General features: G+C 60.9%; 18 protein-coding genes and 1 pseudogene. 14 read left to right on the plus strand and 5 right to left on the minus strand.

Going from position 1 to position 26,390, the window contains the following annotated elements; all coding sequences use genetic code 11:
- Window positions 1-39: 39 nt before the first annotated feature.
- The 5 genes from EJA70_RS08035 to cobG all read right to left on the minus strand — a co-directional run bounded on the left by EJA70_RS08035 (window position 40) and on the right by cobG (window position 11,949).
- On the minus strand, window positions 40-6,870 hold the full coding sequence (locus EJA70_RS08035; protein WP_256677639.1) for a TcdA/TcdB pore-forming domain-containing protein: 6,831 nt from the start codon (window positions 6,868-6,870) through the stop codon (window positions 40-42).
- Between the two features lie 730 nt (window positions 6,871-7,600).
- Complete coding sequence (cobJ, locus tag EJA70_RS08040) at window positions 7,601-9,301, minus strand: precorrin-3B C(17)-methyltransferase (protein WP_158830408.1); 1,701 nt, start codon at window positions 9,299-9,301, stop codon at window positions 7,601-7,603.
- Complete coding sequence (locus EJA70_RS08045; protein WP_008078151.1) at window positions 9,301-10,035, minus strand: precorrin-2 C(20)-methyltransferase; 735 nt, start codon at window positions 10,033-10,035, stop codon at window positions 9,301-9,303. Before EJA70_RS08045 ends, cobJ begins: the two co-directional genes overlap by 1 nt.
- Entirely contained in the window at window positions 10,032-10,658 is a 627-nt protein-coding gene (locus tag EJA70_RS08050) for a precorrin-8X methylmutase (protein ID WP_008078150.1), read from the minus strand. The genes EJA70_RS08045 and EJA70_RS08050 overlap by 4 nt, the downstream gene beginning before the upstream one ends.
- Entirely contained in the window at window positions 10,651-11,949 is a 1,299-nt protein-coding gene (cobG, locus tag EJA70_RS08055; RefSeq protein ID WP_306109897.1) for a precorrin-3B synthase, read from the minus strand. The genes EJA70_RS08050 and cobG overlap by 8 nt, the downstream gene beginning before the upstream one ends.
- Window positions 11,950-12,081: 132 nt before the next feature.
- Here cobG and cbiE point away from each other — a divergent pair, with 132 nt between their 5' ends.
- From cbiE to urtD, 14 genes and pseudogenes are all read left to right on the plus strand, one after another.
- The gene (gene cbiE / locus EJA70_RS08060; RefSeq protein ID WP_158830410.1) at window positions 12,082-13,293 is read left to right on the plus strand and encodes a precorrin-6y C5,15-methyltransferase (decarboxylating) subunit CbiE; all 1,212 of its coding nucleotides are present in this window, start codon (window positions 12,082-12,084) and stop codon (window positions 13,291-13,293) included.
- Window positions 13,286-14,383, plus strand: coding sequence for a cobalt-precorrin-5B (C(1))-methyltransferase (locus tag EJA70_RS08065; protein WP_158830411.1), 1,098 nt, complete (start codon window positions 13,286-13,288; stop codon window positions 14,381-14,383). The genes cbiE and EJA70_RS08065 overlap by 8 nt, the downstream gene beginning before the upstream one ends.
- Window positions 14,380-15,105, plus strand: a complete 726-nt coding sequence (locus tag EJA70_RS08070; RefSeq protein WP_158830412.1) for a cobalt-precorrin-6A reductase — start codon at window positions 14,380-14,382, stop codon at window positions 15,103-15,105. Before EJA70_RS08065 ends, EJA70_RS08070 begins: the two co-directional genes overlap by 4 nt.
- 56 nt (window positions 15,106-15,161) lie before the next feature.
- Window positions 15,162-15,518 (plus strand): annotated as a pseudogene (locus EJA70_RS08075) (type II toxin-antitoxin system RelE/ParE family toxin).
- Window positions 15,519-15,521: 3 nt separating this feature from the next.
- A complete protein-coding gene (locus EJA70_RS08080) occupies window positions 15,522-15,845 on the plus strand; it encodes a DNA-binding protein (RefSeq protein WP_008078139.1) in 324 nt (107 codons plus the stop codon).
- 110 nt (window positions 15,846-15,955) lie between these two features.
- Window positions 15,956-16,354 (plus strand): DUF2946 domain-containing protein, encoded by a 399-nt coding sequence (locus tag EJA70_RS08085; RefSeq protein WP_158830413.1) that lies wholly within the window; start codon window positions 15,956-15,958, stop codon window positions 16,352-16,354.
- A gap of 48 nt (window positions 16,355-16,402) precedes the next feature.
- The gene (locus tag EJA70_RS08090; protein ID WP_158830414.1) at window positions 16,403-16,882 is read left to right on the plus strand and encodes a copper chaperone PCu(A)C; all 480 of its coding nucleotides are present in this window, start codon (window positions 16,403-16,405) and stop codon (window positions 16,880-16,882) included.
- A 21-nt stretch (window positions 16,883-16,903) separates the two neighbouring features.
- Window positions 16,904-17,350, plus strand: coding sequence for a DUF2946 domain-containing protein (locus EJA70_RS08095; RefSeq protein WP_158830415.1), 447 nt, complete (start codon window positions 16,904-16,906; stop codon window positions 17,348-17,350).
- A gap of 84 nt (window positions 17,351-17,434) precedes the next feature.
- Window positions 17,435-19,555: a TonB-dependent copper receptor gene (locus tag EJA70_RS08100; protein WP_158830416.1), complete on the plus strand. Its 2,121-nt coding sequence runs from the start codon at window positions 17,435-17,437 to the stop codon at window positions 19,553-19,555.
- 101 nt (window positions 19,556-19,656) lie between these two features.
- Window positions 19,657-21,036, plus strand: coding sequence for a PepSY domain-containing protein (locus EJA70_RS08105; RefSeq protein ID WP_158830417.1), 1,380 nt, complete (start codon window positions 19,657-19,659; stop codon window positions 21,034-21,036).
- A 298-nt stretch (window positions 21,037-21,334) separates the two neighbouring features.
- On the plus strand, window positions 21,335-22,600 hold the full coding sequence (urtA, locus tag EJA70_RS08110; protein ID WP_158830418.1) for an urea ABC transporter substrate-binding protein: 1,266 nt from the start codon (window positions 21,335-21,337) through the stop codon (window positions 22,598-22,600).
- A gap of 238 nt (window positions 22,601-22,838) precedes the next feature.
- On the plus strand, window positions 22,839-24,350 hold the full coding sequence (urtB, locus tag EJA70_RS08115; protein WP_158830419.1) for an urea ABC transporter permease subunit UrtB: 1,512 nt from the start codon (window positions 22,839-22,841) through the stop codon (window positions 24,348-24,350).
- Window positions 24,350-25,429: an urea ABC transporter permease subunit UrtC gene (urtC, locus tag EJA70_RS08120; RefSeq protein ID WP_158830420.1), complete on the plus strand. Its 1,080-nt coding sequence runs from the start codon at window positions 24,350-24,352 to the stop codon at window positions 25,427-25,429. The genes urtB and urtC overlap by 1 nt, the downstream gene beginning before the upstream one ends.
- Entirely contained in the window at window positions 25,426-26,295 is an 870-nt protein-coding gene (gene urtD, locus EJA70_RS08125) for an urea ABC transporter ATP-binding protein UrtD (protein ID WP_158830421.1), read from the plus strand. Before urtC ends, urtD begins: the two co-directional genes overlap by 4 nt.
- Window positions 26,296-26,390 lie beyond the last annotated feature (95 nt).

Consider the following 26,390-nt stretch of genomic DNA (forward strand, 5'->3'; position numbering starts at 1 on the left):
GGAACAGGCCAAACCGGGGCACGCACAAGGGCGTTATTTTCAATCGATCAAGGCATCAAGGTCGGCAGGCGCCGGTTCGACCGAATTGGTCGCACGCTCGACCAGTGCTTGCAGTGACACGCCTGTTGCGGCGGCCCCCAAATCAGCGATCACCGCGACCAGCGCAGACACCAGCAGCGAGCGATAGCCAGCAAACGCCAGGACAACTTCGCCACGCAAGCTGACATCAGCCGCACAGGCTTCCCGGATGATCACCGCGTGGCCACTGTCCGGATCGATCAGCACCAGATGTTCGCCAACGAGGCCCAGCAGCAACTTGCCTGGATTATCCAACTCCCAGATCAACTTGCCGGGAATCGCTGGTTCACCGGCCAGCGCCGGTCGGCAATCGATCACCAGCGAATCCAGCTTCAGCCAGGCCCCCCGCGACAGTCGATACGTCACGGCGCCCTGCCCCAGGCGCAATATCAGGGCTTTGACATCGTCGGGTAGCAAAGGCAAAACATCGCCGATCAACTGCTGACCCTCCAGCGTCATCACGTCAGTGTCACGTCGAACATAAGGCAGTGGCCCGATTCGGGTGTCGCCCGGAAAGGCTTGAACAACGCTCTGCGCCTGGTCATGGAGCATCAGTGCATGGCCTTGCTGTCGAGTTCCAAGCAACGCGCTGGAAGGCTGTACCAACGCACGACCAACCCCGAGCAACTGCCCGCTGGCGACGACATACCATTGGACTTTTTCTGGTGTGTCGACGGACAGGAAATCCACGTGTCGATGGGAGTTCGCCAGTGCCGCAAGGTCAGCCAGCAACCTGTTTTCATGCGTCGAAACCCACTGGCTTTCGACGCCGGTCAGCAACGCGGGCTGGTCCTGCTGCAAAGTCATAATCAGACCTTGCGCGGTAACGCCTCTAAGCTCTGCACCCTTGGCCGTCACGTCGACAAAAGGCCAATCCGCCCACAAACGTTGGGGTGCCGGCAGTCTGTCAGCCTGTAACAGCCGAGTCCCCTGACCGAACGCTGCTGACAGTCGATCAGCCGCGATGAAACCCTGGCGATAGATGACGCCGCTATCAACCTCGAACAACCAGGCGGCCTGCCGGTCCGGGGTAACCCCGAGCAGACGAACATGGGCACCCGGCCCCAGGTCGGCGAGCAACAAACGATCGTCGACGTACCAGGCACACAACTTTGCATCACCGGCGGCGTTGCTCAATCCCAGCAGCGCAAAACGGGTAACGGGATGTTGCGCCGCGACCTCTGCCAACTGCGCCCACCACTCAGGACGCTGTTTGAACCACGATTCGGCCAGGCCACTGAGCGCCAGCTGACCATCATTCGTCACGTCGAAGCACAGCCCGTTCTCACTCAGCGCCACGTAACCGTGGTCTGTGGCCAGAATGTTTTGCAATCCGTCGACCCAGATATTTGCCTGCGACCAGTGTGCCCCCGCTTGCGCGCTCTCATTGCGCTGCAAGCGCAACAGGCGTTTGTGCAGTTTGTCGTAGACGACGAACAAATCCTGCTGCCCGCCTGACGGCACCAGCAACGACAGGTCCTGCATATTCTTGATCGAGTCGGCCCAACCGCGAGCATGGTGCCGACGCGCCGGCGGACGAATGATCAGACGATCCTCATGACGCACCCACGCCATATCGCGCTGGGTCGAATCGATCGCCCAGCAGACCGAGACGATCGGCGCCGGCTGCCAATTCACGACGACAGCGGTTGCGGTGTGTTCGCGCTCGCGCAATGTGTAGAACTCACCGAACACCAGCGACCAGTCGGACAACGTCGGTGTCGCACTGAAAAGCGCCTGCAATGCACTGTCCGGCCCGCGTACCAATGAAGTCAGATACACCTCGCCATCGCTGATCAGGTAGCTCAGCACATCTGCAGCCTGACCGGCGCGAGGTATCTCCTGCGTCACCTGTACGGCGCCACCGGCAACAGGCTCGCAGCGAGTGATGCGGCTGCCCGTGACGCTCGCCAGCAGACGGTAGTGATAGCTGATCAGACCGGTGACGACATCGACCTGCCAGACCAGGAAACTGTCGGGTTGATAAAAGAACGCATCCTGGCCCATGACCATACCCAACTGGGCCTCATCGGCTGACGGCAGGTCTTCATCGCGAATGTAGATGAAGCGATCCTCTCGGGCGTCGTAGAACGCCGTCGTGTCGCGCGGTTGGCCAGGGTCTTCAAAGGGCACCCGATAGCTATGCACCGGCGTATAGGGCAACGCCAGGCGATGCTCATGGGCGAGTTTCTTGAAGTGCGCATGCAGCGTGCGCGGGTCCATCATGCCCGGCTGCAGATCTGCTGAAACCAGCAGCAGCGTCTGCTGCGTGAAGTCGATACGCAGGACCTGATCGGCCAGTTTGAGGCTGACCTCATGCAGATTGACGTCGTCGAAGCACAGGCTCATCTCACCGATATCCAGCCGGTCGCCGGACAAGCTGAGATCAGCTTGCGTCGCCCAGCTCGCCAGCAATGTCCAGCGTGTGGTGGCCAGATGAGTGCCGGAGAATGTCAGGCTGACCCCGGGATTGAGCAACAAAGTACACGGCGCTCCACAGCCCTCAATGTCGTAACTGATCAAGCCGTGCCAGTTTTTCGGCAACACCGGCACCACCAGCGTCCGTTCGACAGTGTCCAGCCGCACTTCAATCGATGAGGGTTTGTAGACCGGCGCCATGTCTGCGACCAGGTACTCACTGGGAAACGAGTAGAACGAAAACAGAAACCTGCGCTTGCCATCGGCCTCGGGTTTCTCCAGGCGACGCGCCAGCTCGAAGCCTTCGGTGTGTAATTCATTGGCGAACGGAAAGGCTTTGTAGCCGTAGCCATACCAGGTTTTCGGCGTACAGGGCAGGACGATCAAGTCGCCTGCCTGCGGCGAAAAAGCCAACGTCTGCGGCAACTCCAGGCCTTGGCGAATATCCACACTACGGCTGAAATCGACCTCGTAGTCCGGAACACCGAAATGATCACGCAGCGGAAACAGTTGAGGGCTGCCCAGGCGTACCTGACCGGTCAGCAGGTCAACGGACTCGACCACCAGCGAGGCGTGGGCCGTCCACGCCTTACTCTGCGGATCCAGACGATAACCGCCCTGCCGCACGGCTTTATCGAACTCGTAAAAGAACCACCCGACTTGTCTGGCCCGTTCAAAAATACCGGCGAATCCTTCAACCAATGCGCCGACACCGATGGCCAGTCCACCCAGAATCACCCCGGCGCCGCCGAGCACCGCCGCCGCTGTGCCTGCGCCGGCGGCTGCCGCGATCAGTCCGGAACCGGTGACCAGCAAACTGGCGGAGTCAAACGCCAGTTGTGTGCCGAAGCGCGCCTTCTCGGCATCACTGCCCGCCTCGCTCAACTGATAGATATCAAACCCGACGTTGGCCAGCCCCAACACCGCGCCAACGCCTTCGCCGGCGGCATGCCCGAGGGCTTCACCGACCACCGAGGAGCTGGTTTGGGCGATGAGTTTTTCCTGCGCCAGCGCCTGACGCACCAATTGGATGACACCGGCGATATCCACCAGGTTGCCGTGCAGCAACTGCGCGTAGTTGATGTAGGCGTGCAAACGCACCGCCATGGTCAGCTCCCGCGTATCACCCTCGCGCGAACGCAGTGCATGCATCAGTGCCTGAATGGTAAATCCGGCGTTGAGGGTGTGGACGCTGCCGGCTTCGGTCGGATCCGGCGGACTGCCAGCGGGAACCGGCTGTCGGGCGAGACTGGCAAAACGCTCGCTCAAGAACTGTTTGATGCGCAAGAACCCATGATCGCGGGTGGTGACTTTCACCCACTGCTGCGGATCCTCGAGGTTGACCAGACTGAGGTGATAGTCACCGGTCGGCGTCACCTCCAGCGAATCAAACACCGGCGCAAAGCTTGCTGTCAGCTGGTTGTCGATTTGCAGTCGGCGGGTGGCCTGTTCAATTTGTTGTGCCCACCAGTGACTGTCCAGATCTCGCAGACTGTTGCCCAGGTTGATGTTGCTCACCAGCGACTGCCCGCGCGCACTGGTCAGGCGCTGGCGCCCGGGCAGCAGCGGTCTTTCGCGCAGTGCTCCCGGCGCCAGCAGTTCGTTCACCTGCAACCCCGACGGCACCACGAGCGCCGCGACGCGTTCGGCATTCAGTTCGATCAGATCAAATGTCGGTGCGGACAATTCGCCGAACGTGGCGTAGTGACGAGCCATTTCATGCTCAATGAAAAAGCGTTCCAGCGCCTCGCGAAACGGTTGCGCCTGGGCAAATTCGAAGACGCCAAAGTTGGGATCGTAAAAGTGATAGGCGCTGCCCTCGCCAGTCCGCGTTTTAGCGACCAGCATGGCGTGATTGTCAGAGTTGAGCATGATCGTGCGAGTAGCATCGGCGTCCTCCAGCAGGCTCACCACTTGCTCCAGCGTGGAACGCTCAAGGGCGCTGCCGGAATCAGCCAGGCTTTCATCGCGCAATTCTTCAAGTACTTGCAAAAACGCCATCGAGTCGCGATCAGAAGGCTCGATCACGCCCAGGTAGAAACGCTCGCGCAGGGTGTTCATGGCGTCAGCGCCCTGATGCAGGGCAGCCGCCATCACCAGTGCCAGCGGGTAGCAGCGGCCACCGATGGTGTCGCCCGCTCCTTCCAGCAACAGATCCTGAGGCACCAGTCTGGTGTCGGCACCGTGGAAGCTGTCGAGCACATCACTCATGCGCTCGACGATACGGTCGCGAAACTCGAGCTTCGCCACCTGCTGGATGCGCGCGACATGTTCCCCCCACTGACTCAGTGTCAGTGGTTGCTCCAGCGCATACTTCTTCAACGCCAGTGCCGTTTCATCGTGGGCCGGAGCCGAGACCGGCGGGCGTTTCAGCCCGGCGAGAAACGCCGGTGTCTGACGCTTGAACAGCTCACGTTCGATGACCGCATAACGATTTGAGATGCCCAGCTCCGAAACACCGTTGGCGAGGTTATCGAGTTCCATGGCAAGCGCTTCGAAGCTGTGTTTGTCCAGGCTCGGCGCACCCAGTAACGAGCCGAGCAACAGGCGCTGGCAAGGACTGAGTTGCTCTAGCCCGAATGTGCCCTTGGCGTATCGCTGCAGGAGCTCGTCCAGTGGCAGATCGCGGGTCTGTGCGGTAGCGCCTGAAGCAGGGGCGAAGACGTTGGCCTTCTGCGCGACAATGGCCTGACGCTGATCAAAACCCAGCGGCACCAGACGGGCAAAACCCACGGTGCCGGTGAAGCCTTCACGCATCGCCCGCAAGAAAGGTTCGCCAAGCCCTTCGACGAGGTCCTGAAGGATATCGGTCGCCAGTACATAACGACCTTCGATGACGGGCCAGCCTTCATCGAATTCGATGCTCTGGCGTTTGAGCAGCTCAGCGACATCGCCGATATAGCGGGCCTTGAATACGCCTTCCTGCGATTTTTTCTGTTCACTCAAACGCCACTGTTCGAAGTCAGAAAACTTCTCGTGCCAGCTGTGATCCTGCTCTTCTTCAGTGAAGTAGTTGAACCCCTCCAGCAACTTAGCCTGCTCGCTGAACACCGCTGCAGCGCGGGGCGTGAAATGGGCTGCTTCGTAGACTGACATCCCCGTGCGCATTACGCCCGGCCCGGTCAAATGAATGGTGCCTTTGGCATTGGGTGTCACCCCTTCGCCAAAGTAACCGACGAGATCTTGTATTCGAGCCTGAAGGTAGTGCTGAATTTCACGAGGTAGCTCATTAAACCCCGGTGCGCCAACGATCACATCAGTAGCAATCCGATATTGGGTGTCACCGTCGAGCGCAGGTACTCGCTGCTCAATCAATGCTTCTCTGTACTGATCCATCAACTCGTACATGAACCGCACACGCGATGTAACAGCCTCTAAACTCGCCGCGCCTGCGTGAGCGATCAAAAAAGCATTGCTCAAAGCGGCATTGTCAACGTAAGCAGCGCGCAATGCGTCTGGAATGGCAACTCGAGGTTCGGGGGCGGCAAACACGTCCGTCAACAAAGGGCCGCTGGCAGCAAACGCCTCAATTTCAGGTAATACATCCGCCGGAACATCCTCTGCATAACTGTTGTAGCGGTCGCGTAAAGCTTGACGACCGGGCATAAAATGCGGGTTACGATCAAGGATCAATTGCAGCACTGCCAGCGCGGTCTTTTCTCCCCGGATCGTATCGACGTGAACTTCGCCCAGCATCTTTTTGAACGGCGGCAAGTAATCTACATCGCTGTAAGTTCCGCCTTCCTTGAATAACACCTGGTAGCGTAGAACATCGCCCGCCGCCGCCAGATTGCCACGCATGCTCAATTCACGCTCATAGATATCCATAAGCGGGAATGAATAGTCCTTCTCACGCACATCAACTAACCGCAAAAAATCCTGGTTCATGGCCTGCAGTGTCACCAGGTTCTTCTGCCGCAGTTCACGTAGCCTTGTTTCGTCCTGACCGTAAGCACGTACCAGCAAGTCTATCCGCGCTTCATCGGCGCCAGATTTTCCCGCCTGGACATGCTCGAACAGTTGTAGTTTCAAAACTCCCAGACGCGCTTCATAAAGGTCGGCCAAACCAAATCCCGCGGAAACGCTTGCACCTCCGGCCGCCATGGCATCAGCCTTTGCCGCTTCCACCACAATCCGATTGGTTTCATGAACCAGCAGTGCGTCACTGTCATACCAGAGCTTGAAGGCATAGCCTTCCGGGCCCAGCACCTGCGTCCAGACATTGATGTAATCACGCTGGATATCGCCGATCCCGCCGCCGAGCCAGACAAAGTGCTGCAACCTCACCACTTCTCTGGCCGAGGCATTCAGTTGCTCGACGCTGTTGGCCAGACGAGTGGCGTATTCATCGATTCTGTTGCTGATAACCGTCAACTCCGCATCAGCCTTGTTTTCTTCCGCTACAGGAGCAGCGGGCTCTGTTGAACGTCGACGGCGCCCCCCATGAGAATCAGTCAACGAGGCAAGCGCCTGCTGTAACAATCTCAAGGGCTCAAGTAATTCAGAGGCCGTATCTGCCGCAACGCAGCCGGCGTAATAACGCAATATCGCGTCATGCTGCTTGCTGCTTGCTGCTTTTATAGGCCAACAATGCATCTTCCAGCGTTTGCAGTTTAAAAAGTTCTACAAATTCAACATAGCCGTTCGCCGGCGAGACTTCTGACTCACTCATACACTAAAATCCCTTTTATCAAGCATTGACTTGAAGTGACGCAAGGCCGCGTTGACCTTTTGAACGAGGAAAAACTATTCCCCCTCGCCAACGCGATCAAGCCACAAGGAATTCAATTGTTTTCAGGAACACGGCTACATATCGAATCAATAAACAGCGGCATCGAAATACGTTAAACAATATGAATTTCAAGCCAGCACGCAAATAGCGCTCACAGCGTAAAACAACAAAAACATTACTTACATCTGCAATCAGTCGGAAACAACTTCAATCAAGGCAGTAAATAGACTGACAACCCGATGTAAAAAAACCTGCACCCGCCAGCTGGCTTTACGTCGGCATTCAGGAAGATGCCTACAGCGATAAGCGAATAAATACCTGATCGAGGCTGACGCAGGAAGGGATAGGCGGCCCAGCGCGGGCCGCATGATTTCAGGAGGCGGGTTTTTCACCGTACCAGCGTGGGGTGTAAACCCAGCTGCTACCGTCGGCACGCGAGAACGTGCAGGTGGTGGACGAGCCGATCAGCACCATCGTGCGCATGTCCACCTGATCCGGGGTCAGCGCCCCCAGCGTCGTGGTGCGCAGTGTCTGCCCTGGTCGGCCAATGTCGCGCCCCAGCACCACCGGGGTTTGCGCTGTGCGGTGTTGGCCGACGATTTCCAGCGCGCGGCCCAACTGCCACGGCCGAGCCTTGGAGATCGGGTTGTAGAAGGCCAGGGCCAGATCCGCCTCCGCAGCCAGGTCCAGACGTTTCTCGATGATCGACCACGGCTTGAGGTTGTCCGACAGCGACATCACGCAGAAGTCGTGCCCCAGCGGCGCACCGGCCTGTGCGGCGGTGGCCAGCGACGCCGAGACACCCGGCAGGATTTCCAGGTCGACGCTGTGCCAGGCCGGATCATCCGACTCGTGCAACGCTTCGAGCACCGCCGCCGCCATGGCGAATACGCCCGGATCACCCGACGACACCACGATCACCGAACGGCCCTCGGCCGCCAGCCTGAAGGCGTGACGGGCGCGCTGCATTTCTTCACGGTTATCGGTGCAATGTTGCACTTGGTCATCGCGGAACGGGCCGGCCATGCGTACGTAGGTTTCATAACCGAGCACGTCAGTGCAGCGCGCCAGTTCGGCTTTGACCGCCGGCACCATCAGTTCGGCAGCACCGGGGCCGAGGCCGATGACGGCGAGACGCCCGCGTCGACGACCGATCGTTGCAACGTCCAGCGGTTGCTCGGCAATCGCGATGGCAAGGTTATCGACAGTGACGATCTTCGCGTCAGATACGGCAACGGCTGCCAATGCGGCAAGGTCACTTTGCGCGGCGACAAACCGCAGCGGCACGCCGAGCTCAAGCGCCGCGCCGTGCAAGTTCATCGAGGCCATTTCAGTGTCGGCGGCGAGCAGGCAGGCGAGCGATGGCAGCGCAATGTTCGCGTGCTGCAACGCTGCGCGAACGGCTTCCGGCAGATCCCCAACGTCGGCACTGATCGCCACCGCCACACTGCGCGGATAGATCAGCAGTTCATTGGCACTCGCTTGACGGGCGGCACTGCTCACATGAATCGAACGCTGCGCCTGTGGATCTTCCGGCAATTGCGCCTGATCCAGCCATGGCGCCGCGCCTTCGATACGGACGCTGTGCCCGGCCAACAGATCCGAGACAAAGCGCTTGCCCGACTCCAGATCTGCCAACGCATAACCGCTGGGCGGGTTGAGCAGGCACGTGCCGAAGCGCAATTCGCCGCTGGTGGTGATGGCGGCGGCGACTTGCAACGCCGTCGCGATTTCCCGCGCCATGACGTTCACCCCGCCCAGGCCACCGAGCAGCGGCACCACAGCGCTGCCGTCTTCAGCCACGGCGAGCACGGCAGGCTCGGCGCCCTTCTCCAGCAACAGCGGCGCCAGCGTGCGGATGACAATGCCGGCGGCGCACAAGGCAATGATCGGCGTGTCCTGCTGATACAGCGCGCGCAGGGTTGCGCCGAACTCCTGATAACTGCAATCGGCGCCCTCGACCCGCCCGGCGAGGCCATGGATCTGCGCCGCTGGATAGACTTGTTGAACGCGACGGGCCGTGGCCAGGCTGCCCTGACCGAGAATGACAATGGCTGGCGTTGATTGAGTCATCAGCCTTGCCACCGTTCGCCGGGCACGATGATCAGCGAGAAATACGGCGAGGACATCGGCTCGACCTGATCCATCGGCACAATCTTCTGATTGGCCATGGTCGCGCGTTCGACATACAGCGCACGCTCGGCCAGACCGAGTTCTTCGAGCACCTGACGGACTTTCGGGAAGTTGCGCCCCAGCTTCATGATCACGGCGGCGTCGGCATCGGCCAGACGGCGTTTCAGTTCTTCATGGGGCAACACGCCGGAGAGCACCGACAGGCTCTGATTGCGATACACCAGCGGCGCGCCCAGCACTGAAGCGCCGCCGAGCATCGAACAGACGCCCGGCACCACTTGCGCTTCATAGCGCGTGGCGAGGCGATCGTGCAGGTACATGTAGGAACCGTAGAAGAACGGATCGCCTTCACAAATCACTGCGACGTCGCGACCGGCATCCAGGTGTGCAGCCACCGTTTCGGCGGCTTCATCGTAGAAATCGCTGATCACCTGTTCATAGGAGAGCGGCGCCGGCAGCGCTTCGGTGGTCACCGGGTAGACCAGCGGCAGCAGGTTCTGCGCTTCCTGCAAATGGGCTTCGATGATGCCGAACGCATTGCCCTTTTTGCCCTTGGCGACGAAGTACGCGACCACCGGCGACTCACGCAGCAAACGCAGGGCCTTGACGGTAATCAGTTCCGGATCACCGGGGCCGACGCCCAGGCCAATCAAACGTCCTTGAGCCTGCATCATTCGATCTCCGTGGCGAGGGCATTGACGGCAGCCGCAGCCATGGCGCTGCCACCGAGGCGACCTTGCATGATCACGAACGGCACGCCACGGCTGTCGGCGGCCAGTGCCGCTTTCGATTCGGCGGCGCCAACGAAGCCCACCGGGAAGCCGAGGATCAGCGCCGGTTTCGGTGCGCCGGCATCGAGCATTTCCAGCAGGTAAAACAGCGCGGTCGGCGCATTGCCGATCACCACAACGCTGCCTTCCAGGTGCGGACGCCAGAGCTCCAGTGCGGCGGCGGAACGAGTGTTGCCCAGTTCACGCGCAAGTTCCGGCACGCTGTCGTCGCGCAAGGTGCAGATCACTGGGTTATTGGCCGGCAGACGTGCACGGGTCACGCCTTCGGAGACCATCCGCGCATCGCAGAGGATCGGCGCGCCAGCGGCGAGCGCCTCGCGTCCGGCCTTGCCGGCCCCTTCGGAAAATTGCAGACCGTCAATGGCCTCGACCATGCCGCAGGCGTGGATCACCCGCACCGCGAGTTTTTCCAGATCGGCCGGGATTCGCGCGAGATTGGCCTCGCTGCGAATGATCGCGAAGGAGTTGCGATAGATCTCCTGACCGTCGCGGATGTAATCAAGCATCAAGGGGGCTCCGAGCGCGGACGTCGAGCAATATCGCCGCCGCTTCAATAGTAAGGTTGCGTGCGTGCAGCGCGCCGAAACCCGGCTGCGTTGCATCGCGAAAATAGAGGTCGTAATGACCGGGGCTGACCGCCAGCAGGGTCACCGGCGCACGATGGGCGGCGGCACAGGAACGCGGGCAACCGCTCAGGTGCACACTGACGCCCGATGGCAGCAGCGTGGCCAAATGGCGCGCGTCCTGTTTTGTGTCAGCGAGGCCTTTGCCGCATCCGCTGGCACCGGTGCAGGCGATCAGACGGGTCAGCGCTTCGCTGGTGCGGGTCAGCAGGTTCGACTGTTCAAGCGCCTCAAGCACAGTCGCCGCGTCGGCCGTTTCAACATTCGGCAGCAGCAGGCTTTGCCATGGGGTGAAGCGCAGGCTGCCGTCACCATACTGGCGAGCCAGTTGCGCCGCCGCGCGCAACATCGCCGGATGAAGACGCCCGAGCGCTGGCACGGCGCCGATGTAGACCCGTCCCGAGGTATTTTGCGGATGAACACCAATGTGCAGATCTTGCGCAACGGCGCAGCGCTGCCAATCGCCGATCGGCTCGATCGGCAAGCGCGTTTTCAGTGCGTCGAGAAAGGCCGGCATCGGCCGTTCATCGAACAAATGCCGCATCCGTGTTTGCTCGGGGCGGGCCAGTTGCAGGAACAACTCCAGCACAGCGACCACCAGCCCATGGCCATACTCCGCCGCCACCGCACCGATGGCGCGATCTGTCGGGCATCCGGCCAGGCCAAACGCCCACAATCGTTCACCGTCGCGCTCGAACGCCGACAACCACAGGTCATGCGGATGTTCGAGCATCGCCAGCGCTTCGCCACCGTCCAGTTGCACGGCGAATTTGGCGCTCAACTCATGAAAGCGTGGATGGCTCTGCAAAGTGTCGAGGATCTGCTCGGCCAGTGCGCGGGTATCGACGCGCATCTGCCGATCGATGCCGGCAGCCGGGCTGAGCATCAGGTTACGCACGTCATCACCGGCGGCGGTGCGAGGGCCGAGCCCGGCGGCGAGCAGACGCTCGATCAGCGCAGCGGATTGCTCACCGATCCCGCGAATCTGCAGATTGGCCCGGTTGGTTGCCTCAATGGCCCCGCCAGCAAACTGCTCGGCGGCCTCGGCCACCGCGTCAGCCTGATCGGCGCTGATCGAGCCGCCATTGAGCTTGATCCGGCAGATGCCGCCATCCAGCGCCTGGACGATACGCAGCAACCCCGGGCAGGCCGAGGGGCGTAAGGCGGTGGACATCGGGCGTTCGTTCAAGGGGCGGACCGGCTGCGTGGGAAAGGCGCTTCGCGGGCGAAGGCGCGGTATTATGCCTGCTTTGTCCGGTGGCATGAAAAGTCTGCCCGTCGGAACGGCGTGTTTAGAGGAATATAGATGTCACCCTGGCTGACGGTAGTGGGAATCGGTGAAGACGGCTTCAAGGGCCTGGGCAAAAACGCCCGGCGTGCCCTGATGGGCGCCTCGCGGATCGTCGGTGGCCAGCGTCAACTGGATTTGCTGCCGGTGTGTATTCGCGGCGAGCGGCAGTTGTGGCCGAGCCCGTTTTCTCTCGCGCCGGTGCTGGAGCAACGTGGCGAAGCAGTCTGTGTGCTGGCCAGCGGTGATCCGATGTTCTACGGCGTCGGTGCCAGCCTTGCCCGCCAGGTGCCGAGCGAGGAGATGCTGATTCTGCCGGCACCGTCGTCCTGCTCACTGGCCGCCGCACGTCTCGGCTGGCCTTTGCAGGACGTGGTGACGCTGTCGCTGGTGGCCCGACCACTGGCCGCGCTCAATGCCCAATTGTTCAGTGGCGTGCGGCTGTTGTTGCTGAGCAACGACGGCCAGAGCCCGGCGGCGGTTGCGCAATTGCTCCGCGAGCGCGGTTTCGGTTCGAGTCGCCTGAGCGTGCTGGAACATTTGGGGGGCAGCGCCGAGCGTCGCGTCGACGCTAGCGCATCCGAGTGGGATGACCCGTTGATTGCCGATCTCAATGTGATTGCCATCGAATGCCTCGCCGATTCCGGCATTGGCGGCCTGTCGCGCCTCGCCGGGCTGCCCGACTCGGCATTCCAGCATGACGGCCAACTGACCAAGCGCGACGTGCGCGCCATCACCCTCGCCCGCCTCGCCCCGACACCCGGCGAACTGCTCTGGGATGTCGGCGCCGGCAGCGGTTCGATCGGCATCGAGTGGATGCGCGCGCACCCCAGTTGCCGCGCCTTGGCCATCGAAGCCGATGCCGGTCGCCAGGAGTTGATCGAGCATAACCGCGATGCGCTGGGCGTGCCCGGCCTGCAGCTGATTCGCGGCAAGGCTCCGCAAGCATTGGCCGGACTGGAGCGCCCGGACGCGATTTTCATTGGCGGCGGCGTGACCCGTGAAGGCGTCTTCGAAACTTGCTGGGAACACCTCAAACCCGGTGGCCGACTGGTCGCCAACGCGGTGACCCTGCAAAGCGAAGTCACCCTGATGAGCTGGCGTGAACGTTACGGTGGCGAGCTGACGCGCATCCATGTTGCCCAGGCGCAGCCGCTCGGCGAGTTCGATACCTGGCGACAAGCGTTGCCGATCACCCTGCTCGATCTGGTCAAACCCCTCGATGCGTGACGAAACCGCCGAACAACCCGCACCCCTGCGCAGCGGCCTGACCACCGGCAGTTGCGCCACCGCCACCAGCCTCGCCGCCGCACGCCTGTTGCTCGGTGGGCTGTCGGCCGATGCCGTGCAAATTGTCTTGCCCAAAGGCAAGCAGGTGCAGATGCGCCTGGAGTTCTGCCGATTGACCGAGGACGGTGCCGAGGCCGGCACGATCAAGGATGCCGGCGACGATCCCGATGTGACCCACGGCGCCCTGTTGTACACGCGGGTGCGGCTGATGGCCGAGCCGGGCATTCGCTTCAATGCCGGTGCCGGCGTGGGCACCGTGACCCGGCCGGGACTGGTGCTCGGCGTCGGTGAGCCTGCGATCAATCCGGTGCCACGCAAAATGATCAGCGATCACCTGACACTGCTCGCCGCCGAGACCGGTTATGCCGGCGGTTTCGACGTCACGGTCAACGTCGAGGGCGGCGAAGCGCTGGCACTGAAAACCATGAACCCGCGCCTGGGCATTCTTGGCGGGCTGTCGATCCTCGGCACCAGCGGCATCGTCCGGCCGTTCTCCTGCGCGGCGTACATCGCCTCGATTCATCAGGGCATCGATGTGGCGAAAACCAACGGCTATCTGCACATCGCCGCCTGCACCGGCAACGCCAGTGAAGACACCATGCGCCGGGTCTACGATATGCCGGAAATCGCCCTGATCGAAATGGGCGACTTCGTCGGCGCGGTGCTCAAGCATTTACGCAAAGTACCTGTGGATAAACTCAGTCTGTGCGGCGGCTTCGGCAAGATCAGCAAACTGGCCGCCGGGCACATGGATCTGCATTCGCGGCATTCGAGTATCGATTTGCCACAACTGGCGGAGTGGGCCGCCGCGATTGGCGCCGATGAGGCGTTGCAGCTAGGCATTCGTGAAGCCAATACCAGTCAGCAGGCGTTGGCGATGGCCAGTGCGGTGGGGATCGCGCTCGGCGATGAGGTCTGTCGACATGCGTTGAATTTCGCCCGCAGCGTGGTGCCGGCGCAGGTGCAGGTCGAGGTGTTTGCGATTGATCGTCAGGGCGGCATTGTCGGGCATGCCGGAGGTTTTGCATGAAGCGGATTCTGCTGCTGGGCGGCGTCACGGAAGCGCTGGCGATTGCCCGCACGCTCGGGCCGGAACATATCTATAGCTTGGCGGGCGTTGGCCGGGTACCGACGGATCTGACCTGTCAGGTGCGCGTCGGTGGCTACGGGGGCGCTGAAGGTCTGGCGCAATTCATTCGCGACGAAGGCATCGACCTGCTGCTCGACGCCACGCATCCCTATGCCGCACAGATCAGCCAGAATGCCGCGACCGCCGCGCGACTGACCGACATCCCCTGCTGGGCTTTGCGCCGCCCGGCGTGGCAGCCGCAGCCCGGTGATGACTGGCGCGAAGTCAGCGACTGGGCCGAGCTGATCACTGCGCTCAAGCCTTTCCGCCGGCCGCTATTCACCCTTGGCCGCGAACCGCTGCAACACCTCGATGAAATTCCAGCGGAGCAGTTCTGGACCCTGCGCGCCCTCGACGTCTACCCCGGCAACGAACGCTGCGAAGTGATCGGCGCACGTGGGCCGTTTCTGCTGGAGGAAGAGCGCGCACTGTTCGAGCGGCGGCAGATCGATGTGTTGATCAGCAAGAACAGCGGCAGCACCGCCACTGAGCCGAAGCTGGAAGTGGCGCGCGAGCGTGGAGTGCCGGTGATTGTGTTGAAGCGACCGGGGTTGCCGGGGGTTGACCGGGAGTTTCTGTCGCTTCAAGAAACACTTGCTGCGTTGGCGGAGTTCATCTCATAGGGCAAGATCCACAGCTTGCATGATAGGTAACCTATTTGTTACCTTCAGGGCTGGCCGTGATCACACTCGAAGAATATCTACAAGAAGACGAATCAAGCCCATTTGGTCGGTGGATCTCCACTTTGAGCGTGCAGGCTGCACTGTAGGTCTCAAATGCCATGGTCAGGTTGGAATTGGGCAATACTTCCAATATCAAATGGTTCGATGGCTTGGGTGAATACAAAATCAATTGGGGGCCAGGGTACCGGATCTACCTCATACAAGAAGGAAAACGTCTGATCATTTTGTTTGGTGGCGGCGACAAATCGACTCAAAAGAAAGACATCAAACAGGCGAAAGCCTTGATAGCCGAATTCCGAATTCCGAATTCCGAATTCCGAATTCGAAAAAAAGCTGAACAGAACCGGAGGTAATTGATGGTTCTCACTCGTAGCTACAAACATTCAATCGCAGAACGCGCCCAACGTGATCCGGAGTTTGCTCAAGCATTACTGGATGAGGCCGCGACTCTGTTCCTGAATGGCGAGCCAGAAATGGCCAGAATAATTCTGCGCGATCTCGTCAATGCGACTGTCGGCTTCGAGGAGCTCGCAAGGGAGACCGAAAAACCGAGTAAAAGCTTGCATCGAATGCTTTCAGCCAAAGGCAATCCGAGCATGGATAACCTGGCCAAAATATTTTCGGTAATCCGCGCTACGCTTGGTGTAGATATGCAAGTTCATGCCGTACCCGCGAATTGAGTGAGTATGACGAGTTCGCTGCGACACCAAACCGCACGACGCTTTTTTACTTATCGGCCCTGATCAGGCTAAATAGCCGCGCCTGATCGCCCACCCAATGGATCTGTCCCATGAACCGACACCGGCTGGCAATTGCCTGGATCGCCTGCTTTGCAGTGCTGTTCAACATGCTCGCCATGCCGATGACCGGGGCGATGGCGCAGGCGGCCAATTCACCGGCCGAGCAATTGCTCTGGAGCAGTTTCTGCACCGGCAGCGGGACCAAGATGGTGGCGATCAACATCGGCACCACCGAGCAAAAAGCCCCGAGCAACGACACCCATTCGAACATGCAGCATTGCTGGTGCTGCTCGGGCTCGGCGCCATTGGTGGCGCTGCCGGGGCATTCGCCGCAGCTGTATTTCGCCCGCTACGAAAGCAATCGCAGCGTCGCGCCCGCCTCGTTGCAAACACCCACGCCGCGCCAGCAATGGCCGAGCCTCAATCCCCGCGCCTCCCCTCTGGTTTGATTTGTTCGCGCAATTGACCTGCGTTTCAAATCGTTCTGGAGAACTGCCATGTTGAACAAATTCATCGTAATCGCTGCGCTGCTGCTGCCGGCGTGCTTTGCCCATGCTCACGAATACAAGGCCGGCGAACTTGAGATCGCCTACCCGTGGTCGCAAGAGTTGCCGCCGAACGCGCCAACCGTTGCTGCCTATTTCATCATTCACAACGCCGGCAAGACGAACGACCGCCTGCTCAGCGTCGACTCGCCGATTGCTCCAGAGGCGCAACTGCACGAACACGTCATGCAGGGCGATCTGATGAAGATGCAGCAAGTGCCTAGCGTGGAAATCCCGGCCGGCGGCAACGTGACGTTTGCGCCGATGGCCTATCACGTGATGCTGCTCAACCCGACCGATCGCAGCCTGCTCAGCGACGGCAAACGCTTCCCGCTGACCCTGCACTTCGAGAAGGCCGGTGACGTCACCGTCGAAGTCTCGGTGCAGAAGAAACCGCCGGAAACCAAGCAGGCTCACGCGCACGCTCAGTAAGCCCTCCGGCAGACTCCGCCCATGCGCCCGCTGAGCGCCAGGCCGCCACTGCAACGCCGTCAGACTGAAACGCTGACTCGCGGCAGCTGGATCGCCCTGTTCGCCATGTTGATGATCTTCATCGGCCCACTGATTTCTCAGTCGATGCCGATGGATCAACACGCCTCGACATCGATGCCGATGAGCATGGACATGTCGATGGACATGCCGGGCATGGATCACAGCGGCCACGACGCCAAGCCCTCAGCCGAACACTGCCCGCCACAATCCACGCACCATGTGTTATGGGAAAAATGCGGCTATTGCAGCCTGCTGTTCAATTGCCCGGCACTGACCGGCGGTGGTGACTTCGTCGCCTTCAATATCCCGCCGCTGAACACCTTCACCCCGCCCTCGCCACGCCTGGGCCACGCCCGGCAGACCTTCTTCCCCGGCGCCCGCACCCGCGCCCCGCCCATCGCCGCGTAAACACGCACCTTTGATTGCACACGGTTGAGAAGACAGCTCGAGGCTGCCGGCCGTGTCGTTTACGACTGTTTGATGGAAATTGTCATGTCCAGGTTTGCTGCTGTTCCACGCTCGGGTTCTGCCCCGGCGTCCTTCGCTTTGAACGAATCGCGGATTCGTTTCAGGCACGCTACCGCCGTCCTTTGCGGCGTCCTGCTGTCCCCGCTGGTGCTGGCCGATGATCACGCCGGCCACAACGAAGAACTCAGTCCGACGGTGGTCACCGCGATCGCGCCGAGCTCGCCGCTGACCATCGTCACCAATCCCAAGGACCCGCGCCAACCGGTGCCGGCCAGCGACGGCGGTGATTATCTGAAGACCATTCCGGGCTTCGCGCTGGTGCGCAATGGCGGCACCAACGGCGATCCGGTACTGCGCGGCATGTTCGGCTCACGTCTGAACATCCTTACCAACGGCAGCATGATGCTCGGTGCCTGCCCGGGTCGAATGGACGCACCGACCTCGTACATCTCGCCGGAGACCTACGACCAACTCACCGTGATCAAAGGCCCGCAAACCGTGCTTTGGGGCCCGGGCGCCTCGGCTGGCACCGTGTTGTTTGATCGTGAACCGGAGAGCTTCGGCGAACTCGGCACGCGGGTGAACGCCAGCGTGCTGGCTGGCTCCCACGGACGCTTCGACAAGGTCGTCGACGCCGCTGCCGGCGGCCCGTTGGGCTATGTTCGCGTGATCGGCAACACCGCGCATTCCGACGATTACCGCGACGGCGATAACGACATCGTCGCCTCGCGCTACGACAAGTGGAACGGTGACATCGCGGTAGGCTGGACCCCGGACGCCGACACCCTGATCGAACTCACCGCCGGCAAGGGCGACGGTGAAGCACGCTACGCCGGACGCGGCATGGACGGTTCGCAGTTCCTGCGCGAAAGCCTCGGCCTGCGTTTCGAGAAATCCAACATCACTGACGTGCTGGAGAAACTCGAAGCGCAGGTCTACTACAACTACGCCGACCACGTGATGGACAACTACACCCTGCGCACACCGTCCGGCACCGGCATGATGGCAGGTCCCATGGCCTCCAACGTCGACCGCCGCACCCTCGGCGCGCGGATCAAGGCGACCTGGCGCTGGGCTGATATTCAACTGATCACCGGCCTCGATGCGCAGACCAACGAACACCGTCAACGCAGCGGCATGGGCATCGATACCTACAAGAATCAGCCGTACACCAAGGACGCCGACTTCCATAACTACGGCGTATTCAGCGAGATGACCTGGTACGCCGCCGACCGTGATCGCCTGATCACTGGTGCCCGCGTCGACCGCGCTTCGGCCAAGGATTATCGGCAGACCTCTGGCTCGGGAATGATGAGCCGCCCCAACCCGACCGCCGACGATACCCGCGCCGACACTCTGCCGAGCGGCTTCATCCGCTACGAGCATGACCTCGCCGACAGCCCGACCACGCTCTATGCAGGTTTGGGTCACGCTCAGCGCTTCCCCGATTACTGGGAGCTGTTTTCGCCCAAGTCCGGCCCGGCGGGATCGGTCAACGCGTTCGATTCGATCAAACCGGAAAAAACCACGCAGCTGGATTTCGGCGTGAACTACAAGAGCGCCGAACTCGAAGCCTGGGCTTCGGGCTACGTCGGTGTGGTTCGTGACTACATCCTCTTCGACTACACGCCCGGGATGATGGGCATGAGCACCTCGCGCGCCGAGAACATCGACGCGCGAATCATGGGCGGTGAACTCGGTGCCGCGTACAAACTCACCGATCACTGGAAAGCCGATGCGACCCTGGCCTACGCCTGGGGCAAGAACAGCAGCGATGGCAAAGCGCTGCCGCAGATGCCGCCGCTGGATGCACGCTTCGGTCTGACCTATACCGAAGACAACTGGAGCGCCGGCGCACTGTGGAGGGTGGTTGCCGCACAAAACCGTATCGACCAGAACAAGGGCAACGTGGTCGGCAAGGATTACGACAAGAGTTCGGGCTTCGGCGTGTTCTCCCTCAACGGTGCCTATCGGATCAACAAGAACTGGAAGGTCAGCAGCGGCGTCGACAACCTGTTCGGCAAGGCATACGCCGAACACCTGAACCTGGCGGGCAACGCCGGATTCGGCTACCCGGCCAACGACCCGCAAGCGATCAATGAACCGGGGCGCACGCTCTGGACCAAGGTCGACATGAGTTTCTAACAAAAAAAGTCAAAAGATCGCAGCCCGCATGCACCCCTGTAGGAGCTGCCGAAGGCTGCGATCGCTTGATCTAAAAAAATTCGCCCAGCGGAGCACACGTGATGAAACAGCCCAAACCGAATTTCTACAACCTGGCCTGGCGTTGGCATTTTTACGCCGGTCTCTTCGTCGCCCCCTTCATGGTGATGCTGGCCTTGACCGGCATCATCTACCTGTTCAAACCGCAGCTCGATTCACTGATGTACAGCAGCCTGCTCAACGTCCCGGCCGGCCATCACACCGTCTCGCCCGATGACCTGCTGCAACGGGTGAAGAGCGCTTATCCACAAGGCCAGGTCACCCAATACCTGCCACCGGTCAACGCCGAACGCAGCGCGCAATTCGTCGTGACCAACGCCGGCCACGAACTCAACGTATTCGTCGATCCATACCACGGCGACATCCTTGGCGAACAGGATGCCAAGCAGAACCTGCAAGCCATCGCCCGCGCCATCCACGGAGAATTGATGATCGGCACCGTCGGTGATCGGCTCATCGAAATGGCCGCCGGTTGGGGCGTGGTGCTGGTGGTGTCCGGGTTGTTCCTGTGGTGGCCGCGCGGTCAGGCCGCAGGCATTTTGTGGCCACGGCTGAACAGTCGCGGTCGTGTGTTGTGGCGGGATCTGCACGCGGTCACCGGTTTCTGGGGCGCGACATTGCTGCTGGTGATGTTGCTCAGCGGCATGACCTGGACCGGTTTCTGGGGCAAGCAATACGCGCAGGTGTGGAACGTCTTCCCGGCAGCGATGTGGGACAACGTGCCGACCTCCGACGTCGAAGCCCGCAGCCTCAACAGCGCCACGCGCCAGACCGTGCCATGGGCGATGGAAAATACGCCGATGCCGATGTCCGGCGACCACGCCGAACACATGGCCCACGGTGGCGCCAACGCAGGCCCGGCAGCACCGACCATCAGCCTGCAAAACGTGCAGAACATCGCCACCGGACGCAACGTCGAACCTGGCTACAGCATCACGTTGCCGACCACCGCCACCGGCGTGTTCACCATCGCCGTGTTCGCCGATGACCCACGCAACGACGCCACCCTGCACGTCGATCAGTACACCGGTAAAGTGCTCGCCGATGTGCGTTTCGAGCAGTACGGCACCGTCGCCCGCGCCACCGAAATTGGCGTGATGCTCCACGAAGGCAAAATGTTCGGCACCTTCAATCAGATCGTTGTGCTGCTGATCTGCCTGATGATTCTGCTCAGTGCCGTCAGCGGCGTGGTGATCTGGTGGAAGCGCCGGCCACAGGGCAAATTCGGCGTGCCGCCGCTGCGCCATGACCTGCCGAAGTGGAAAACCGGCGTGCTGATCATGCTCGCGCTGGCGGTGATGTTCCCGCTGGTGGGGGCTTCGCTGGTGGTGGTGTGGTTGCTGGATCGCCTGCTGCTGTCGCGCCTGAGCAGGCAAACCGAGTCCGCCTCGACCTCATCCTGATCCACCCCATGTAGGAGCTGCCGAAGGCTGCGATCTTTTGATCTTGTTTTAAGAGCAAGATCAAAAGATCGCAGCCTGCGGCAGCTCCTACACATGATTTTTCGCGCCCCAAAGTGGCGCGACCGCATGCACCAACGCGCCCTGCGCGTCCCTTCGTGGTGCAGCGCAAAACCGCGCAACCGCTCTAACACGACATTTTCCTGCCCGATCCCGACCGGGCACAGCCCTTGCAAAACACACCTTCAGTCGTCCGCATCTGCCAACCATAAAAAACTTTAACGTTCATGGAGATCGCACAATGAAGCGTCGCAGTTTGATCAAGGCTTTCACACTCTCGGCATCGATTGCCGCGATGGGCATGACCTGGACTGTCCAGGCCGCCGAGACCATCAAGGTCGGGATTCTGCATTCGTTGTCCGGCACCATGGCGATCTCCGAAACGTCGCTCAAAGACATGGCGCTGATGACCATCGACGAGATCAACGCCAAGGGCGGCGTCAACGGCAAAATGCTGGAGCCGGTCGTGGTTGACCCGGCATCCAACTGGCCGCTGTTCGCCGAAAAGGGCCGGCAGTTGCTGACTCAGGACAAGGTTGCCGTGGTGTTCGGCTGCTGGACTTCCGTGTCGCGTAAATCGGTGTTGCCGGTGTTCGAAGAGCTCAACGGCCTGCTGTTCTACCCGGTGCAATACGAAGGCGAAGAGATGTCGCCGAACGTCTTCTACACCGGCGCCGCGCCGAACCAGCAAGCGATCCCTGCTGTTGAATATCTGATGAGCGAAGAAGGCGGCAGCGCCAAACGCTACTTCCTGCTCGGCACCGACTACGTCTACCCGCGCACCACCAACAAAATCCTGCGTTCGTTCCTGCATTCCAAAGGCGTCGCCGACAAAGACATCGAAGAGGTCTACACGCCGTTCGGTCACAGCGACTATCAAACCATCGTCGCCAACATCAAAAAATTCTCGGCCGGCGGCAAGACTGCGGTCATCTCGACGGTCAACGGCGACTCCAACGTGCCGTTCTATAAAGAACTGGCCAACCAGGGTTTGAAAGCTACCGACGTACCGGTGGTGGCGTTCTCGGTCGGCGAAGAAGAACTGCGCGGCATCGACACCAAACCGCTGGTGGGCAACCTCGCGGCATGGAACTACTTCGAATCCGTCGAGAACCCGCAGAACAAGAAATTCGTCGCTGACTGGAAAGCCTACGCGAAGAAACACAACCTGCCGGGCGCGGACAAAGCCGTGACCAACGACCCGATGGAAGCCACTTACGTCGGCATCCACATGTGGGCGCAAGCGGCTGAGAAAGCCAAATCCACTGACGTCGACAAGGTGCGTGAAGCGCTGGCCGGGCAGACGTTTGCGGCGTCATCGGGCTACACGCTGACCATGGACAAGACCAATCACCACCTGCACAAACCGGTGATGATCGGCGAGATTCAGGCTGATGGTCAGTTCAACGTGGTGTGGCAGACCGAAGGGCCGATCCGTGCGCAGCCGTGGAGCCCGTTCATTCAGGGCAACGACAAGAAGCCGGATTATGCGGTGAAGAGCAACTGAGTCACTGGATGTCGGGCTGACGAGGATTATCTGCCCGACACAATCCCCCTGTGGGAGTGAGCTTTTGTGGTGAGGGGATTTATCCCCGATCGGCTGCGAAGCAGTCGCGAAATCAGTCGACGCGATCAATCTGATACACCGCGACTGCTGGATTAGGGGCTGCTTCGCAACCCATCGGGGATAAATCCCCTCGCCACAAAAGCTCGATCCGACAATGTCCGCGTCAAGGCGACTGACTATGCCCACTGCTCTCTACCGCTTTATCTGTGCCATCGCACTGTTGCTGCCAATGCTCGCCCATGCCGGCGATGCCGGCGATGCCGAAGACTTTGTCGCGGCCAATCCCGTGCAACAGGCCAAACTGCTGGAAACCTGGGCCGCGCAGCCCGACCCGGCGCGTATCGAGTTGATCAGCGCCCTGCAACAAGGCGAGCTGACCATCGACGGCCAAGTGAAAACCCTGCGCCTGAACAATCGCCTGCGGGGTCTGATCGACACCGCGATGGCCAGCCATCAATTGCTCGCCGCCGACGCAAAAATCCGTCTGACTGCCGCGCAGCAATTGCAGAAAAGCGCGAAACCCGCGCAGTTGAAATTCCTCGACCAGCAACTCGCGGGCGAAAGAGATGAAAGCGTCCACGCCGCCCTGAGCCTGGCGCTGGCCAATCTGCAACTGGTCGATACCGACCCCGCCGTGCGCCTTGCGGCGGTGAGATTACTCGGCGAAACCGGCGATCCACTGGCGCGTACTCGCCTCGAAGGTTTGCTCGAACCCGGCGTCGAAGCCGATGCCACTGTGCGCACCGCCGCCGAAACCAGCCTTGCTCAAGTCAAACGCAAACTGCTGATCGGCGAGATCCTCGGTCAGGCCTTCAGCGGCATGTCCCTCGGTTCGATTCTGTTGCTCGCCGCTCTCGGTCTGGCGATCACGTTCGGCCTGCTCGGCGTGATCAACATGGCCCACGGCGAGATGCTGATGCTCGGCGCCTACTCGACGTATGTGGTGCAGTTGATGTTCCAGCGCTACGCACCGCAAGCGATTGAGTTCTACCCGTTGATCGCGCTGCCGGTGGCGTTCTTCGTCACGGCGGCGATCGGCATGGCACTGGAGCGCACGGTGATTCGTCACCTCTACGGCCGACCACTGGAAACCCTGCTCGCCACGTGGGGCATCAGCCTGATGCTGATTCAGCTTGTGCGTTTGTTGTTCGGCGCGCAGAACGTCGAAGTCGCCAACCCGGCATGGCTGTCCGGCGGCATTCAAGTGCTGCCGAATCTGGTGTTGCCGTACAACCGCATCGTCATCATCGCGTTCGCACTGTTCGTCGTCGTACTGACCTGGTTGCTGCTGAATAAAACGCGCTTGGGCCTCAACGTCCGCGCCGTCACCCAGAACCGCAACATGGCAGCTTGCTGCGGTGTGCCGACCGGTCGCGTCGACATGCTCGCCTTCGGCCTCGGCTCGGGCATCGCCGGCCTCGGCGGTGTGGCGCTGAGCCAGATCGGCAACGTCGGCCCGGATCTCGGCCAGAGCTACATCATCGATTCATTCCTGGTGGTGGTACTCGGCGGCGTCGGCCAGTTGGCCGGTAGCGTGCTCGCAGCATTCGGCCTGGGAATCGCCAACAAGATTCTCGAACCGCAGATCGGTGCGGTGCTCGGCAAGATCCTGATCCTCGCGCTGATCATTCTGTTTATCCAGAAACGTCCGCAAGGCCTCTTCGCACTGAAAGGACGGGTGATCGACTGATGAACCAGCCTCTGCTTGTTACCGCTACACAAAAGGCCGGGCCGAAAATCACCATCGCGATTGGCGCGGTAATCCTCGCCCTGTTGATTGCCCTGCCGCTGCTGTCGTTGTTGTCGCCAGAGAACGCGCTGCACATCTCGGCATACACCCTGACGCTGGTCGGCAAAATCCTCTGTTACGCCATCGTCGCACTGGCGCTGGATCTGGTCTGGGGTTACGCCGGTTTGCTCTCGCTGGGCCATGGTCTGTTCTTCGCCCTCGGCGGTTATGCGATGGGCATGTACCTGATGCGTCAGGCTGCTGGCGATGGCTTGCCGGCGTTCATGACCTTCCTGTCGTGGAGCGAATTGCCGTGGTACTGGACCGGCACCAGCAGCTTCCTCTGGGCGATGTGTCTGGTGGTGCTGGCGCCGGGTTTGCTGGCGCTGGTGTTCGGTTTCTTCGCCTTCCGCTCGCGGATCAAAGGCGTGTATTTCTCGATCATGACCCAGGCCCTGACCTTCGCCGGCATGCTCCTGTTTTTCCGCAACGAGACGGGATTCGGCGGCAATAACGGCTTCACCAATTTCCGCACGATTCTCGGTTTCGGCATCACTGAACCGGGCACCCGCGCGGTGCTGTTTCTGGCCACGGTGTTGTTGCTGGTAGCGAGCCTGTTCATCGGTTGGCGTTTGGCGCAGAGCAAGTTCGGTCGCGTGCTGACCGCGTTGCGCGATGCGGAAAACCGCTTGATGTTCTGCGGCTACGACCCGCGCGGTTTCAAGCTGTTCGTGTGGGTGTTGAGCGCAGTGTTGTGCGGTCTGGCCGGCGCCTTGTATGTGCCGCAAGTGGGCATCATCAACCCGAGCGAAATGTCGCCGACCAACTCGATTGAAGCTGCGGTCTGGGTTGCCCTTGGCGGGCGCGGCACGTTGATCGGCCCGCTGCTCGGCGCCGGTGTGGTCAACGGCATGAAGAGCTGGTTCACCGTGGCGTTCCCGGAATACTGGCTGTTCTTCCTTGGCGCGCTGTTCATCGTCGTGACGCTATACCTGCCCAAAGGCGTGATCGGCCTGCTGAAGAAACGAGGTGAACAATGAGAGTCACAGCGAGCGCTGAATTCATGTTGGAACCGGCCTTCTTTCCCGTGGAGCCAAACAAGGACGCCGGCACCAGCCGCGACTCGATCGGCCTCGGCCAACGCGTCGGCCCGGGCCTCGACACGCGTCACGGCACGATCCTCACACTGGAAGACATCAGCGTCAGCTTCGATGGCTTTCGCGCGCTGAACAATCTGAATCTGTACATCGGCGTCGGCGAACTGCGCTGCATCATCGGCCCTAACGGCGCGGGCAAAACCACGCTGATGGACGTGATCACCGGCAAGACTCGCCCGAGTCACGGCGAGGCGTGGTTCGGCGAAACGCTGGATCTGACGCAAATGAGCGAAGTGCAAATTGCTCAGGCCGGCATCGGTCGCAAGTTCCAGAAGCCTACGGTATTCGAGGCTTTGAGCGTGTTTGAAAACCTGGAGCTGGCGCAGAAAACCGACAAGTCGGTGTGGGCCAGTTTGCGTGCGCGGTTAAGTGGTGAGCAAAAGGATCGCATCAGCGAGGTGCTGGAGACGATTCGCCTGACCACCTCGGTCAATCGCCCGGCAGGGTTGTTGTCCCACGGGCAGAAGCAGTTTCTCGAGATCGGCATGTTGCTGATGCAGGACCCGCAACTGTTGCTGCTCGATGAGCCGGTGGCGGGGATGACCGATGCAGAAACCGAGTTCACCGCCGAGTTGTTCAAGAGCCTGGCGGGCAAGCATTCGCTGATGGTGGTGGAGCATGACATGGGGTTTGTCGGCTCGATTGCCGACCATGTCACCGTGCTGCACCAGGGCAGCGTGCTGGCGGAAGGCTCGCTTGAGCAAGTGCAGGAAAACGAGCGCGTGATCGAGGTTTACCTCGGTCGCTAAGGTTTGCGAATACAAAACCTGTGGGAGCTGGCTTGCCAGCGATGAGGCCGGCACATCCAACATTGATGCCGACTGATCCACCGCTATCGCTGGCA

The sequence above is a fragment of the Pseudomonas sp. PB103 genome (assembly GCF_009764635.1).
Classification (GTDB): domain Bacteria; phylum Pseudomonadota; class Gammaproteobacteria; order Pseudomonadales; family Pseudomonadaceae; genus Aquipseudomonas.